The 14466-nt window shown below is 69.8% G+C and carries 10 protein-coding genes; 7 read left to right on the forward strand and 3 right to left on the reverse strand.

Going from position 1 to position 14466, the window contains the following annotated elements:
* Position 1: 1 nt before the first annotated feature.
* Positions 2-3742 carry an aminotransferase class III-fold pyridoxal phosphate-dependent enzyme gene (locus ACZ6O0_RS04295; RefSeq protein WP_465763367.1) on the reverse strand — a complete coding sequence of 1247 codons (3741 nt, stop codon included), beginning with the start codon at positions 3740-3742 and terminating at the stop codon, positions 2-4.
* Here ACZ6O0_RS04295 and ACZ6O0_RS04300 point away from each other — a divergent pair.
* Complete coding sequence (locus tag ACZ6O0_RS04300; protein WP_465763368.1) at positions 3660-4361, forward strand: GntR family transcriptional regulator; 702 nt, start codon at positions 3660-3662, stop codon at positions 4359-4361. The two genes, ACZ6O0_RS04295 and ACZ6O0_RS04300, sit on opposite strands and share 83 nt — an antisense overlap.
* Before the next feature lie 1590 nt (positions 4362-5951).
* Here ACZ6O0_RS04300 and ACZ6O0_RS04305 read toward each other — a convergent pair.
* On the reverse strand, positions 5952-7652 hold the full coding sequence (locus tag ACZ6O0_RS04305; RefSeq protein WP_465763369.1) for an amidohydrolase: 1701 nt from the start codon (positions 7650-7652) through the stop codon (positions 5952-5954).
* 127 nt (positions 7653-7779) lie between these two features.
* Between ACZ6O0_RS04305 and ACZ6O0_RS04310 the strand changes: the two genes are divergently transcribed.
* From ACZ6O0_RS04310 to ACZ6O0_RS04335, 6 genes are read left to right on the forward strand one after another with little or no spacing between them, the layout of a single operon-like run.
* Positions 7780-8886 (forward strand): C45 family autoproteolytic acyltransferase/hydolase, encoded by a 1107-nt coding sequence (locus ACZ6O0_RS04310; protein WP_465763370.1) that lies wholly within the window; start codon positions 7780-7782, stop codon positions 8884-8886.
* Positions 8883-9722: an alpha/beta hydrolase gene (locus ACZ6O0_RS04315; RefSeq protein ID WP_465763371.1), complete on the forward strand. Its 840-nt coding sequence runs from the start codon at positions 8883-8885 to the stop codon at positions 9720-9722. Before ACZ6O0_RS04310 ends, ACZ6O0_RS04315 begins: the two co-directional genes overlap by 4 nt.
* A gap of 17 nt (positions 9723-9739) precedes the next feature.
* Positions 9740-10756 (forward strand): ABC transporter substrate-binding protein, encoded by a 1017-nt coding sequence (locus ACZ6O0_RS04320; RefSeq protein ID WP_465763372.1) that lies wholly within the window; start codon positions 9740-9742, stop codon positions 10754-10756.
* A 1-nt stretch (position 10757) separates the two neighbouring features.
* Complete coding sequence (locus ACZ6O0_RS04325) at positions 10758-11819, forward strand: FecCD family ABC transporter permease (RefSeq protein WP_465763373.1); 1062 nt, start codon at positions 10758-10760, stop codon at positions 11817-11819.
* The gene (locus ACZ6O0_RS04330) at positions 11816-12838 is read left to right on the forward strand and encodes a FecCD family ABC transporter permease (RefSeq protein WP_465763374.1); all 1023 of its coding nucleotides are present in this window, start codon (positions 11816-11818) and stop codon (positions 12836-12838) included. Before ACZ6O0_RS04325 ends, ACZ6O0_RS04330 begins: the two co-directional genes overlap by 4 nt.
* A 10-nt stretch (positions 12839-12848) precedes the next feature.
* Positions 12849-13655, forward strand: a complete 807-nt coding sequence (locus tag ACZ6O0_RS04335) for an ABC transporter ATP-binding protein (RefSeq protein ID WP_465763375.1) — start codon at positions 12849-12851, stop codon at positions 13653-13655.
* A 2-nt stretch (positions 13656-13657) separates the two neighbouring features.
* On the opposite strand, the gene ACZ6O0_RS04340 is transcribed toward ACZ6O0_RS04335, so the two are convergent.
* Positions 13658-14455 carry a Rossmann-fold NAD(P)-binding domain-containing protein gene (locus ACZ6O0_RS04340; RefSeq protein ID WP_465763376.1) on the reverse strand — a complete coding sequence of 266 codons (798 nt, stop codon included), beginning with the start codon at positions 14453-14455 and terminating at the stop codon, positions 13658-13660.
* Between the last annotated feature and the right edge of the window lie 11 nt (positions 14456-14466).

Here is a 14466-nt window from a genome sequence, read left to right on the forward strand (position 1 = left end):
TTCACCAGTCCCTGGTCAGGACCTCGTCGAGGACCTCGGTGAACAGCTCGGCGTCGGCCGGGGTGAACGTGAGCGGCGGCTTGATCTTCAGCACGTTGCCCGCCGATCCGGTCGGGTAGACGAGCACGCCTTCGTCCTTCATCAGTTCGCTGACCAGCAGGGCCTCCTGGCCGGCCGGCTCCTTGGTCGTGCGGTCGCGGACCAGCTCGACGCCGAGGTACATGCCGTGGCCGCGCACGTCCCCGATCAACGGGTGCCTGAGCTGCTCGAGCCTGCTCTTGAACTCCCGCCCGGTCTCGGCCGCTTGCTTCTGCAGGTCCTGCTCGGCGATCTCGTCGAGGACGGCGGTTCCGATCGCGCAGGAGACCGGGTTCCCACCGAAGGTGTTGAAGTACTTCATTCCGGTATCGAACGCGTCGGCGATCTCCCGGGTGGTCACGACGGCGGCCATCGGATGCCCGTTGCCGATCGGCTTCCCCATGGTGACGATGTCCGGAACGACGCCCTGGGTCTGGAATCCCCAGAACACATCACCCATCCGGCCGAAGCCGACCTGGACCTCGTCGGCGATACACAGGGCACCGGCCGCCCGGACAGCGGCGTACGCGTGCTCGAGGTAGCCGTCGGGATAGAAGATGCTCCCGGCCGTACCCATGGCCGACTCCGCGATAAATGCGGCGGGCGGACGGCGTTCTTGGGTGAGTTTGTCGACCTGGCGCTGGACGTCGGCGGCGTACTTGGGGCCGGCCTGCGGATCGCCGTACTGGTAGCGGCCGCGGTAGAGGTTGGGCTGCTCGACCTCGTGCGTTGTCGGGTCGGGGCCGGTGCCGCCCGGGCCCTTGTAGCGGTTCGGGCTCAGTCCGGTGATCACCGACGTGTTCCCGTGGTACGCGCCGTCGACGACCAGCACGTCCGATCGCCCCGTCACCTGCCGCGCCATCCGGACCGCCAGGTCGTTGGCCTCGCTACCGCTGCACACCAGGAACACCACTTCGAGCGGGTCAGGCAACAGTGCCGTGAGCCGCTCCGCGTACTGCGCGATGCCCGGATAGAGGAACCGGCTGTTCGTGTTGAGCCGCCGCATCTGGTCGGTGGCCGCCGCCACGACCCGGGGATTGCCGTGGCCGACATGGCTGACGTTGTTCATCGCGTCCAGGTAGCCGCGGCCGAACTCGTCGTACAACCAGGACCCTCGCCCGGCGACGAGATTCATCGGCCGCTCGTAATACGACCGCTGCGACCGCGCGAAGTGGGTATTCCTGGTCGCCAGCACCCGGTCGGCACCCCACTCGTCGACCGAGCTCGGCCGCCGCACGCCAAGAAACGCACACGGATCCGGCGACACGACCGCCCACGCCGCCACCTCAGACGCAGGCACCACCGCTCGCTCAGCCAACCGCGCCGTCTCACCTGACCGGAACACCGCCACCCGAATCGCGCCCTCCCCCACCCCGATCGCATCCCCACCCGCAACCCGCGCACCCCTCACCAGCGACGACGTCAGCCCGCTCCACCGCGACCAAACCCCGCCGTCGTGCCGCAGGATCAGTGCCGGCGCACGTTCCTCCACAACCCCGTCGTACGGCGCGACAACTTCGAAGTCCCCGTCCGCGACCAGCTCCACCCCAAGCCGATGCGTACCCGTCTCCCCGGACACACTCGTCCACCGCACTCCCATCTCAGCCTCGATCCCGAGGTGAGGCCGCACCTCTCCCACCGCCGGGTGGGCGTTGGCACCCAGCACGGGAGCCACGGGCGCAATCGGGGCGCCGGCGGCTTCACGGAAGATCACCTCGGCCAGCTCCGGTGGTGTGGAGGCAAGAAGGGCGATCGCGGGCCAGGTATGCCGCATCCGCTCCTGCCCGTACGAACCGCGGTCCTCCGCGCACCGCTTCGTCCACGTCACAGCGTTGACGCACAACCTGGCCGCCGCCATCGGATACAACACCGCCAGCTCCGCATCCGTCAGCTCGAGCTCAGTGGCATACCCCCGAACCACAGCTGCCGCCGCTGTCAGCGGATTCGCCTTCCGCAACATCGCGTACGCGACCGCGATCGCCAGCTCACTGATCCGCGTGGTGTACAACGCATCAGCAAAATCAAGCACGGCATGCACATGATGCCGCCCGTCCACACCACGCCGAGCCAGCACGTTGAAGTCGTTCAGATCATGATGAACAACCGCCATCGGCAGCTCCCCCCGATGCCGCCCCATCGCATCCTCGAACCACGAAACAATCCGCCCGACCTGCCCCACCCGCTCCTGGTCCTCGACCGCGCCGATCCCCTCCGCGATCGCCTCCGGCGCCCGCAACAAATCCCAGTGATGACTACTCACCGCCGGCGATCCCACTGCCGCCCCAAGCGCCCGCACCATCAGCGCCGAAGTCCGCCCCAGGTCCCCAAGCACCTCCGAAGAATGCGAGCTGAGCTCAGCCAAAGTCCTCCCCTCCACCCACGCCTGCACCGTCACCAGCCGCGTCCCCCCAAGCCCCGCCGCCCGCTCCCGCACCGCATCCCCCCGCCCGACCACACGAGCCGGCCCCTCGCCCACCACAGCGCCGCCCCCAACCAGCCCCACCCCAACCAATCTCTCCCCCGAGCCACCCCCAACCACAGCCCCGCCCGAGCCCAACCCAACCCGAAGCCCACCGCTACCCACCTCGGCCCCAGTCGCGCCAGGCCCTCCGACCACACCTCCGCCAGGCCCACCCCCGACCACACCTCCGCCCGGCCGCACCTCCACCACAGCCCCGCCGGGGCCACCTCCGACGACTGTCCCGCCAGAGCCCACACCGACCACACTCTCGCCCCAGCCACCCCTGACCGCAGCCCCGTCAGAACCCAACCCGACCACGCTCTCGCCCGAGCTACTCCCGCCGGAACGATCCCCGACCACAGCCCCGCCAGAGCCGCCACCCACCACCGGCGCGCCGGCCCCGCCCCCGCCCGGCACCTCACCGGACCTCACCCCGGCCACGACCTCGCCCGACCCATCCCCGTCCACACTGCCGCCGGAGCCGACACCCACCACCGGCTCGTCGGACCCTCCCCCGCCCGGAGCCCCACCGGACCTCACCCCGTCCACGACCTCGCCCTGTCCATCCCCGTCCACACTCCCGCCGGAAGCTGCCCCGACCACAGCCCCGCCAGAGCCGCCACCCACCACCGGCGCGCCGGACCCGCCCCCGATCGGAAGCCCGCCGGAGCTCGCCGGCGGCACGGTTCCGTCCGGGGCCACGCCGAGCAGAGGGTCGGCGGGGTCGAGTTCGACCTCGGCGATGGTGTCTCCCGTGCGGGTTCGGACCATCGTGGGCACGGTCACCTGGCCGACGGCTAGGGACATCAGGTGGTGTTGCCAGCGGAGATGGGTTGGGTCGGCGCCCGGGGGTGAGATCTTGACGACGACGCGCGTACCGTCGTGCAGGTCGACGGCCAGGTTCTGGTCGACCTCGCCGCCCAGGCGCGACCAGGCGACCGGGCGGAGGCCGAAGGCTTGCTCGAGGACCTCGGTGATCAGCATTCGGCCATCCTCACATGATTGGTCACCAATGCAGCAATGATACGATAGCAGCGCTGCGCGGCTAGAGTTGCGATGAGTTGGTCCACGCTGCGTTTGGCCGCAGCCGCATTCGTCCACGGCGAGAAGGGGAACCGCCATGCCGGTCGACGGCCGTATCCCGACCCTGAGTCGCGGCACCACCGCCGAGGAGGTCGCGACGCTGCTGCGTGACCTCATCATGGGTGGCACGCTGAAACCCGGTGAGCAGCTGCGCGAGGAGGGCTTGTCCGCGCAGTTCGACGTCTCCCGGCGTACTGTCCGCGACGCCCTCGGAATCCTCGCCCGCGAGCGGATCGTCCGGCACTACCGGCACCGGGGCTCGCGGGTCGTGCTGTTCACCGAGAACGACATCCACGACCTGTACCGGGTCCGGAAGACACTCGAGGGCAGCGCGGCGGCGAAGGCGAACGAGCTCACCGACGCGCAACTCAAGGAGCTCACCACAGCCTTCGAGAACCTCGCCGACGCCACCCGATCCGGGCACGCCGACGAGATCGTCAGCCGGGATCTGGAGTTCCACCAGGCGGTCGTCGGCTTGATCGGAAGCCCGCGGGTCGACGACTTCTTCGCCGGGATCGCGGTCGAGATGCGGTACGCCCTGTCGATCCTCGAATCCACGTACCACGAGTCGTCCCAACGCCCCGCCGAGGCCCTCGACGAACACCGAGCCATCTGGGCCGCCTTCGTCAACCGCAACGTCCCCGAAGCCACCCGCCTCGTAGAAGCCCACGCCACCTCCAACGAACACCTCCTAGTAGAAGCCGTAGCCGCCACCGACGTAATCGATCTAGCCCCCTGATGGCGGGCCGGTGACGCGCCCCTCGGATCTACCAAACGGACCGTGCCGCCACCCCACGGACGTGATAGCTGGGCCTGTGCCTCCCCGGACGTGATCGCCGGCCCGGACCTGGCCGCCGATCCGTGTCGCCGACCCCGGACCTGGCCGCCAGCCCGCCCCCTCCCCGGACGTGATCGTCGGACCTGCGCCGCTCCGGACGTGGTCGCCGGCCCGTGCCACCGGCCCCGGACCTGGCCGCCCCCTCCCCGGACGTGATCGCCGGACCTGCGCCGCCCCGGACGTGGTCGCCGGCCCGCGCCACCAGCCCCGGACCCGGCCGCCAGCCCGCCCCCTCCCCGGACGTGATCGCCGGACCTGCGCCGCCCCGGACCTGGTCGCCAACCCGTGCCACCGCCCCGGACGTGATCGCCAGCCCCGTGCCACCGCCCTCGGACGTGGCCGCTGGCCGGGTCAGGCACTCTCGGCCTGGCGACCGCGTCGTACCCAACCCACGTCATCGGCGGGTCGGCTAACGGAGCAGCTTGAGCGGCAAGCGCCGGGTTGGCGTCGGTCGATCGAGGTCGTCCGGCGGGCAGTACGACGTACGCCGCGAACGCCCCAGCCACCGGCCGCGGTCCACGCCCCTCGGCCCCGGCCACCACGGCGTGCCCGCACCCCGACGCCACGGCCGGGTTGGCCCTACGGAGCAGCTTGAGCGACGCGCGGCGGGGTGGGCGTTGACGATCGAGGTCCAGCTCGCCCGACGGGCAGTACGACGTACGTCGCGCCCCCGCCGCGGTCCACCTCCTCCGACCCGGCCACCACGGCGTGCCCGCGCTCCGACGCGACGGGCGGGAGCGCAGGCGGAGGACCGAGCGGCGAGTGCCGGGTTGGCGTAGCCGGACGAGGACGACGCGGCACGCAGAACGACGTACTCCGCGAACGCGCCCAGCCGACCAGCGTCACCCCTCGGATCTGTGGGTGCCCAGTGGCACGCCGTACGGAGCGGAGCGCCAGGCGGGCGGCGAGGGCTCGCGATCCGCTGGTGGCGTGGACGGGCGGCCGGCGAGGCGGGCCTGGCGGCCCTCGCCTGCAACAGGAACTCGGGCCTGCTGCACGGTCCGCTGGGGACCTGACCGCCGGCCGGGCGTACGCCGGCGTTGCCTCCCGAGACCCGAGTGCCGGTGGCCGGCTGCCGCCGCGGGGAGCGAGCACAGGCCGGCGGCGTGGTTCTCGGAGGTGGGCGGCGGCTGGCGTGGTGGTCGCCGGGGGTGAACGGTAGCCGGGGGCGGCGGCTGGCGTGGTTGGCGGTGACCGGCGCGGCGGGCGGCGGCTGGCGTAGTGGTCGCCGGGGGTGGGCCGTAGCCGGGGGCTCCGGGGTGGGCGGTCTGGCTGACGGGGTCAGGCGGCTGGCGGGGTGGGCGGTGACCGGCGCGGTGGGCGGCAACCGGCGGGGGTGGTCGCCCGGGGTGGGCGGTGACCGGGTGGTCGCGGGGTGGGCGGTGACCCGGTGAGCGCCGGGGTGGGGGGTGATTGCGGGGTGGTCGCCCGAGGTGGGCAGTGACCGGTGGGGTCCGCGGCTGGCCGGGAGGCGCCGCGGGTGGGCGGGGGTCAGGGTTCGGTGGTGTGGACGAGTTGGCCGGCGAGGTAGGTCTGGGCTACTTGGGCTCGGAGGAGGATCTCGGGGTCGGGGGTGTGGAGGTTTTCGGTGAGGACTACCAGGTCGGCTAGTTTGCCGGGGGTGAGGGTGCCTTTGAGGTCTTCCTCGTGGGAGGCGTGGGCGGGGTTGGTGGTGTAGGCGCGGAGGGCCTCGTCGAGGGTGATGGCTTGGGTGGAGTGGAAGGGGGCGGCATCGGCCGACGCCTGGCGGGTTATGGCGGCGTACATGTTGCGGAGGGGGTTGATCTCGGCGACGTGGGATTTGTTGAAGGCGCCGGGGAAGTCGGAGACGAGGTTGAGGGTGACGTTGCTGTCGATGAGGCGGCGCCAGGCGAAGGCGTTGGCGGCTCGATCGGGGCCTAGGGCCTTGTCGAGACCGTTGGAGTAGAGGAGGAGCTGGTCGGAGGTTACGTCGGCGACCAGGTTCAGCTGGCCGGCTCGGGCGAAGTCTTCGGCGGCCAGGTGCCAGGCGTGGATCAGGCGGTGCCGGCGGTCGCGCGGGCCGTTCAGTCGGGCGGCGTACTCGAAGGCGTCGATCGCAATGCGAGCACCGCGGTCCCCAGTGACGTGTACGCCGATGTCGAAGCCGGCCGCGTCTCCGGCGAGGACCAGTTCGCGGAGGCGCTCTTCCCCGACGAAGCGGTACGACCAGCCGTCGGTCAGCCCGGTCCCGGGGGCGTCGGCCGGATCGAACGGCGGGAGCATCGCACCGCTGTCGATGAAGATCTTCAAGGCACCGAAGCGCAGCCAGTCGTCACCGGTCTTGGGCGTGATCCCGTGTCCGGCAAGCCGATCGAACGTGTCGAGTGGGAGGAACGCGTAGACCCGGACGGAGAGTTCGCCGCGGTCCGCGAGGCGCTGGAAGATCTCCGCGTTGGAGAAGCTGCGCTCGAGAAAGACCGGCGGGATCGTCTCCTCCGTGACCGCGGGCAGCCGGGCGATGTCGTGGATCGAGGTGATCCCGACCGCGTTCAGCTGCGCCATCACGCCACGCGCACCCACCAGCTTCTGCTCCAGCGACATCGGGCTGACCAGGCGCTGGACGAACTCGCCGGCCCGTCCGTAGAGCATCCCGGAGAGCGCTCCCTCGTGATCCCGACCGAACCTGCCGCCGCGGAGATCCGGGGTGTCGCGATCGATCTTGGCGACCTCGAGCGCCTTGGAGTTGGCGAAGTACGCGTGATCGGCCCGCCGGATGAGCAACGGGTTGTCCGGAGTCAGCGCGTCGATCGCGGCGAGGTCGGGCTCGAGCAACCCGGGTGACTCCTCCCGCGTGGAGGCGAAGTCGCCCAGGTCTCCCCCGGTGATCCAGAGTCCGGGACCCAGGCGCGCCGCGGTAGCTGCCACCCGCTCGAAGAGCGTGGCCTGGTCGTTCACATCGGTGAGCGCGACCTGGAAGTACCAGTCGACCGCGTTCTCGAAGTGCGTGTGCGCGTCGTTGAACCCCGGGCACACCATCCGCCCGGCCAGGTCGACCAACTGGGTTCGCGGCGTGATCAGCGCCAGCACCTCGGCGTCGGTCCCGACTCTGGCGATGCGGTCACCGGCGACCGCGACCGCCGTGGCCTCGGGGTGCTCGGGATCACCGGTCCAGACGACTCCCCCGTACAGGATCAGGTCGACTGGCTGGTTGCTGGGCGGTCGAGTGGTCATCCGATGCCGGCTCCTCACTGGATTCCTGGGCTGTTCGCCGCAAGGTCTGGACAGGACCGTAATAGCCGTTACAGTATTGCGTCAATGTTCCCCTTTTAATCAACGGCACCTCACCAAGGAGTCCCCTGTGCCGAGTCCCCGCGTCATCGAGATCGTCAGCCCGTCGCCGGCCGAGCGCGGCCGTCAGTACGGCAGCGCGGCCGCCGATCTGATCACTCAGGCGATCGCGTACTACCGCACCGGATTCGCCCACCAGACCGGACTGGCCTGGGACCAGGTGCTCGAGCGCACCCGGCCCTGGCAGCAACTCGTCGAGCGCGACTTCCCCGATCTCCTCGAGGAGATGCAGGGCGTCGCGGACGGCGCCGGCGTCTCGCTGCCGGAGATCGTCGCGCTCAACTGCCGCGGCGAGATCATCTACGACAACTGGTTCCCGGCGGCCCCCGACGGCTGTACGTCGTTCTCCCTGATCGACCGTGCCGCCGGTGACGGCCACGTGTACGCCGGCCAGAACTGGGACTGGCGGCACGCGATCCGCGGCACCGTGGTCATCCTGCGCATCGTCCAGCCACCCAAGCCGACCTTGATCATGCAGGTCGAGGCCGGTCAGATCGGCCGGCACGGCGCGAACTCCGCCGGTCTCGCCCTGAACGCCAACGGCCTGGGCGGACGGTACGACGACTCCGTCGGCATGCCCCAGACCGTCATCCGCCGCGCGGTCCTCGACACACCCAACGTTGTGGACGCGATCAAGATCCTCACCTGGACCAAGGCCCACATCCCGAGCAACGCCCTCCTCACCCACCGGGACGGCTTCTCGATCGACATCGAGACCACCCCCGCCGGCCACGGCTGGGAGTACGGCGACCACGGACTCCTTGTCCACGGCAACCACTACCAGGCCTACACCCCACCGGCCGAGCGACTGATGTCCCCCGACTCGCTGGTCCGGGTACCGCGGGCCCGCAGCGGTCTCGCGAAGGCGGCGTACGCCGAGAAGTCCGCCGACGTGCGGTCCGCCATCCACACCGCGATGTCCGATCACCTCGGACACCCGGACTCGCTCTGCGCGCACCCCGACGAGCGGCTGCCCGAGGTCGAGCAGTGGTCGACCACCCTCTCGAGCTGCGTCGACCTCACCACCGGCGAGTACTACGTGGCCGCCGGGTCCCCCTGCCAGAACCAGTACGAACTGGTGCCGTTCAACCTCTACCAGGAGGAGAGCCACCCGTGACCACCCGACCGACGTGGGCCCACTACACCCGGGGCAAGACGCCGATCTTCGCCTCGCAGTACGACCAGCGGCTCGGCTACTGCCTCTACGTCCCGGACGACCTGCGCACCGACCAGGCGCCGCTGCTCGTCATGCAGCACGGCACCGAGCGCAACGCCTCGCTCTACCGCGACCACATGGCCGACTTCGCCGACGAGCACCAGGTCGTCGTCCTCGCGCCGTTGTTCCCGGCCGGGATCATCGACCCCGAGGACCTGCACAACTTCAAGTTCATCGAGTACCGCGGGATCCGCTACGACCAGGCGCTGCTCGCGATCGTCGACGAGGTCAGTGAGCGGTACCCCGTCGACCCGGAGCGGTTCTACCTGCACGGGTTCTCCGGCGGCGGCCAGTTCGCCCACCGGTTCCTCTACCTCCACCCCGAGCGCCTGGCCGCGGTGTCGATCGGCGCGCCCGGCCGCATCACCCAGCTCGACGACAGCGTCCCCTGGTGGCTCGGTACGGCGGACTTCGAGCAGCGGTTCGGCCGGGCCATCGACCTGGACGCGCTCCGCCGGGTCCCGGTCCTGATGGTGGTCGGCGGCAACGACATCGACACCTGGGAGATCGACAACCCCGGCGAGTCCAACTGGATGGACGGCGCCGAGAGGACCGGCGGCACCCGGATCGAGCGGCTCCGGACCCTCGAACGCGACTTCGTTGCCCAGGGCATCGACGTACGGTTCGAGCTGGTCCCCGGTGTCGCCCACCGCGGCTCGCTGGTCCTCCCCGTCGTCCGCGACTTCTTCGCCGGACTCCTGCGCGCCGGCCGCTCCATCCCCAGCCAACGACTTTGACCCACCAGGAGAATGCCATGTTCCGTCACTTGCCGAGGCCACCGATCGCCGTCCTCGCCCTGACCGTCGCAGCGGCCGGTCTGTCCGGCTGCGGCGCCGCGTCCAGCACCACCTCGACCGGAGCGGCGCCGAACGCCGACCGCGCCGCGGCCGCGCAAGGCGTCAGCTCGGACATCAATCTCGAGCAGTGCGGCAAGCCCACCCGCACGATCAAGCACGACCTGGGCACCACCACGATCACCGGCGACCCACAGCGCGTGGTGGCGCTGGAGTTCTCGTTCGTCGACGCGCTGGTGTCGGTCGGGATGTCGCCGGTCGGCGTCGCGGACGACGACAAGCCGGAGCGGATCATCCCCGGTCTGCGCGACAAGGTCGGCGACTACAAGTCGGTCGGTCTCCGCGCGACACCGAACATCCAGGTGATCACCGCCCTCAAGCCGGACCTGATCCTGGCCGACAGCGGCCGGCACAAGGCGATCTACGCCCAGCTGTCGAAGATCGCGCCGACCGTGGCCTACGCGAGTCTCAACGGTAACTACCAGCAGGTGCTGGACAGCGAGATGTCCACCGCGATCGCGCTGAACAAGTGCGACCAGATGAAGACCCGGCTGGCCGAGCACGAGCAGATCCTCAAGGATCTCAAGGGCAAGGTCGACTCCGGTGACACCCGCAAGGCCCTGTTCGCGGTGTCGTCGGACAAGGAGTTCACCGCGTTCCCGCCGAAGGCCTACACACCGGGCGTACTGGCGCTCCTCGGAATCCACTCGCCCCTGTCCGACGACACCGGTGACGCCACGGTCGCACTCACTCTGGAGACGGTGGTCTCGACCAAGCCCGACGTGATGTTCATCGCCGGCCAGACCGGCGACACCCTCGCCGACACCTGGACCAAGAGCCCGCTGTGGAAGCAGATTCCGGCCGTCCAGAACGGCACGACCTACAAGGTCGACCAGAACATCTGGTCCAGGTCACGCGGCCTACTGGCCTCCGAACTGGTCGCCGCCGAAGCCGTCAAAGACCTCTACGGGAAGTGACATGACACCGTCGACGGGCACTCTGCCCAAACCTACTGAGGACGCCGCGCACAAGCGTCCGAAGATCGTCACCGACAAGCAGCGGGTCACCTGGGTCACGCTGGTACTGCTGGTCGTGCTGGTAGCCGGTGTCGCCTGGAGTCTGTCCGTCGGCAGTCAGCACATCTCGCTCTCGCGGCTGCCGGGAGCGATCTTCAAGGCAGACGATTCGGACGAGCTGATCCTGCAGTCCATCCGGCTGCCACGGGTGGTGCTGGCGCTGTGCGTCGGCGCCGCCCTGGCGGTGGCCGGCGCCCTGATGCAGGCGGTCGCCGCCAACCCGCTGGCAGCGCCGGAGATCATGGGTGTCAACGCCGGCGCTGTCTTCGTCGTCGTACTCGCGGTCACCGTCGTGCCGTCGCTGTCCGGTGCGCCGACCATCCTGCTCGCGTTCGGCGGAGCGGCCACGGCGGGTATCGCGGTGATGATGCTGGCGGGCTCGGGTCGTGGACGAACGAGCCCCGTGCGTCTCGCCTTGGCCGGTGTGACTGCGAGCAGTCTGCTGATCTCGCTGACCCAGGTGCTGATCATCTTCGACGAGAACTCAGCCGACAGCGTGTTGTTCTGGCTGGTCGGCGGGGTGAACTTCGCCGGCTGGCATGACATCCGCGACCTGCTGCCCTGGCTGGTTCTCGGTCTGGCCGGCGCGTTCGCGATGGCACGGCCGCTCAACTTGCTTGCCCTCGGCGACGACATGGCCCGCGGGCTCGGCCAGAACGTCGAACGGACGCGGATGATGGGCTCGGCCTTGGTCATCGTGCTGTGCGGTGCGGCCGTGTCCGTGGCCGGGCCGGTCGCGTTCATCGGCCTGATCGTGCCGCACATCCTGCGCCGGCTGGTCGGCTCCAGCTACACCGCACTGCTCCCCCTGTGCACGCTCGGCGGTGGCGTCCTCGTGCTGTACGCCGACATCCTGTCCCGCTTCGTCAAACCACCCTTCGAAGTCCCGGCCGGCGTCGTGACCGCCCTCATCGGCGCCCCGATCTTCGTGTACCTGGCCCGCCGACAGAAGGTGACCTCGTGACGACCATCGTTGCGCAGCAGGTGCGGCATACATCGCTGGCCAAGCGGCATCCCGCGGTCCTGATGGGATCGCTCGGAGTGCTGGCCGTCGTACTGAGCTTCTACAGTCTCAGCGTCGGTGCCACCGAGGTGTCGATGGGTGATGTCTTCGACGCCCTGGTCGGCAACACCGCGAACCAGGCGGCCCAGATCGTGGTCGACTTCCAGTTGCCCCGGGTGCTGCTCGCCTGGCTGGTCGGCATCGCGCTCGCCGTGTCCGGTGGTGTGATGCAGGGCGTGATCCGGAACCCGCTCGCGGCACCCGACGTGGTCGGCGTGACCAAGGGCGCCGGGTTCGCCGGGATGCTGCTCCTGCTGGCGATTCCCGGCGTACCGGTGATCGCTGTCGTCCCGGCGGCGTTCGTCGGTGGTCTCGCGGCGGCGGCCCTCGTCTATCTGCTCGCCTACCGGCGGGGTGCGACTCCGGTGCGGATCGCGCTGGTGGGTATCGCGGTCAGTGCGGCCTTCGAGGCCGGCATCCGGTTCCTGCTGGTGCGCAACCCGCTGGATGTGAGTGCGGCGCTGATCTGGCTGACCGGAAGCTTGTTCGGCCGATCGATGGCGTCGATGTTCGAGATCCTGCCGTGGGTGCTCGTGCTGGTGCCGCTGATCGTGATCTGGGCGCGCAAGCTCGACGTCCTCGGCCTCGGCGACGACCTCGCGGCCGGCCTCGGTGAGCCGGTCGAGAAGACGCGCCGGACCCTGCTGCTGTTCGCCGTCGCGCTCGCCTCGGCGGCGGTGGCCGTCTCCGGCACGATCGGGTTCATCGGGTTGATCGCGCCGCACATGGCTCGCCGGGTCTTCGGCGGACGCCATCTCGCGTCACTGCCCTCGGCCGCGTTGTTCGGCGTCTTGTTGATGTTGTTCGCGGACATGATCGGTCGGGGTCTGGCGCCGCCGTTGGAGATTCCGGCCGGCTTGGTGACCGCTGTGGTCGGGGGACCGTACTTCCTGTACCTGCTCGTGAAGACCGGAAAGTAGGAGACCTGCCATGCGTTTGCAGGCACAAGGCGTCCAACTCGCCTATGACCAGAAGGTCATCGCGCACGACCTGACCCTGACCATCCCCGACGGCAAGGTCAGCGTGCTGATCGGCCCCAACGGCTCGGGCAAGAGCACCGCGCTGCGCGCCCTGGCCCGGCTGCTGCCCCCCGCGAAGGGCAGCGTGGTCCTGGACGGCAAGTCGATCCAGGACACCCCGACCAAGGAGGTCGCCCGGCTGTTGGCGATCCTGCCGCAGGTCCTGGTCACGCCGGAGTCGATCTCGGTCGAGGACCTGGTCTGGTTCGGCCGCCACCCGCACCGGACCTCGTTGAAGGTGCCGAGCGCGGCCGACAAGGAGGCGGTGGAGTGGGCGATGGCGGTCACCAGCACGGCGGAGTTGCGGCATCAGCACGTGGACCAACTGTCCGGTGGCCAGCGCCAGCGGGTGTGGATCGCGTTGTGCCTGGCCCAGGGCACCGACCTGATCCTGCTCGACGAGCCCACGACGTACCTGGATGTCGCCTACCAGCTCGAGGTCCTGGACCTGCTGCACCAGCTGAACCAGGAGCAGGGCAAGACCGTCGCGATGGTGCTGCACGACTTCAACATGGCCGCCGAGTACGCCGACCACGTCTTCGTCATGAAATCCGGCAGCCTCGTCACCCAGGGCACGCCGGAGGACGTGTTCACCTGCGACATCATCCGCGACGTGTTCGGCGTCGAGTCCAAGGTTGTGCCACACCCCGTCAGTGGCAAACCCATGTGCATCCCACTGCGCGCCGGACTTCGGAGCACTGCCGTGGCCACCGCCTGACGTCAGACCGCTGCCGCCCAGTCCGCGAAGCTTGTGGCTGGGCGACGCAGCACGTCTTCCACGCCGGTCGAGACATACGCGTCCGCACCGGACCGGATCCCGTTGAGCATCGCCATCCGCCACTCGATGTACATCTCCGGAGTGCCGGCCGCACGAAGCCGTCCTACGTGATCACTGGAGCTCTCGTCCTCGAACCGGATCCTCGCGCCGGTCGCGCGCCCGAGCTCGGCGGCGGCCTCGTCGAAGGTCAGCGCCTCCGGTCCGGACAGTGCCAGGATGCGTCCGTCGTACTCGCGCTTCGTCATCACCTCGGCGGCGACGGCGGCGACGTCGTTCACGTCGACGAAGGGCTCTGCGCCGGTGCCGACCGGGGCGACGATGCGACCGTCGACGGGCACGAACATCGCCTCGGTGAAGTTCTGGGCGAAGTGGGTGGGACGCAGGATCGTCCACCGGATCGGGCCGTCCTGGAGAGCGCGCTCGGCTCGCCCGACGGCGCCGTCCGGGAGGAACTCCACACCACGGGCCGACAGCAGTACGGCGTGCTCGACGCCCGCCCCGCGTTCCAGGAGCCGCGTCAGCCGGGGACTCCAGTCCGTGGCCGACCCCGGACCGACGATGAAGAGGCTGGTCACGCCGTCCAACGCGTCCGGCCAGGTGGATTCGTCGTTCCAGTCGAAGGCGGGGTCGGTATGCCGGCCGACGGGACGCGTTGGCTGGGCAGAGAAGGGCTCGGCAGAGAGGAGCTGAGCGAGCCGGCGGCCGACCTTGCCGGTCCCGCCGAGAAGTAGGTGAGTCATACCCTTCACGC

This window comes from Kribbella sp. NPDC048837 (assembly GCF_055586945.1).

Excerpts from the sequence above, each read along its gene's own strand:
- ACZ6O0_RS04300 (WP_465763368.1), top strand. The coding sequence starts at position 3,660 with ATGCCGGTCGACGGCCGTATCCCGACCCTGAGTCGCGGCACCACCGCC.
- ACZ6O0_RS04295 (WP_465763367.1), bottom strand. The coding sequence starts at position 3,742 with ATGATGAGGTCACGCAGCAGCGTCGCGACCTCCTCGGCGGTGGTGCCG.
- ACZ6O0_RS04305 (WP_465763369.1), bottom strand. The coding sequence starts at position 7,652 with ATGACCACTCGACCGCCCAGCAACCAGCCAGTCGACCTGATCCTGTAC.
- ACZ6O0_RS04320 (WP_465763372.1), top strand. The coding sequence starts at position 9,740 with ATGTTCCGTCACTTGCCGAGGCCACCGATCGCCGTCCTCGCCCTGACC.
- ACZ6O0_RS04325 (WP_465763373.1), top strand. The coding sequence starts at position 10,758 with ATGACACCGTCGACGGGCACTCTGCCCAAACCTACTGAGGACGCCGCG.
- ACZ6O0_RS04335 (WP_465763375.1), top strand. The coding sequence starts at position 12,849 with ATGCGTTTGCAGGCACAAGGCGTCCAACTCGCCTATGACCAGAAGGTC.
- ACZ6O0_RS04340 (WP_465763376.1), bottom strand. The coding sequence starts at position 14,455 with ATGACTCACCTACTTCTCGGCGGGACCGGCAAGGTCGGCCGCCGGCTC.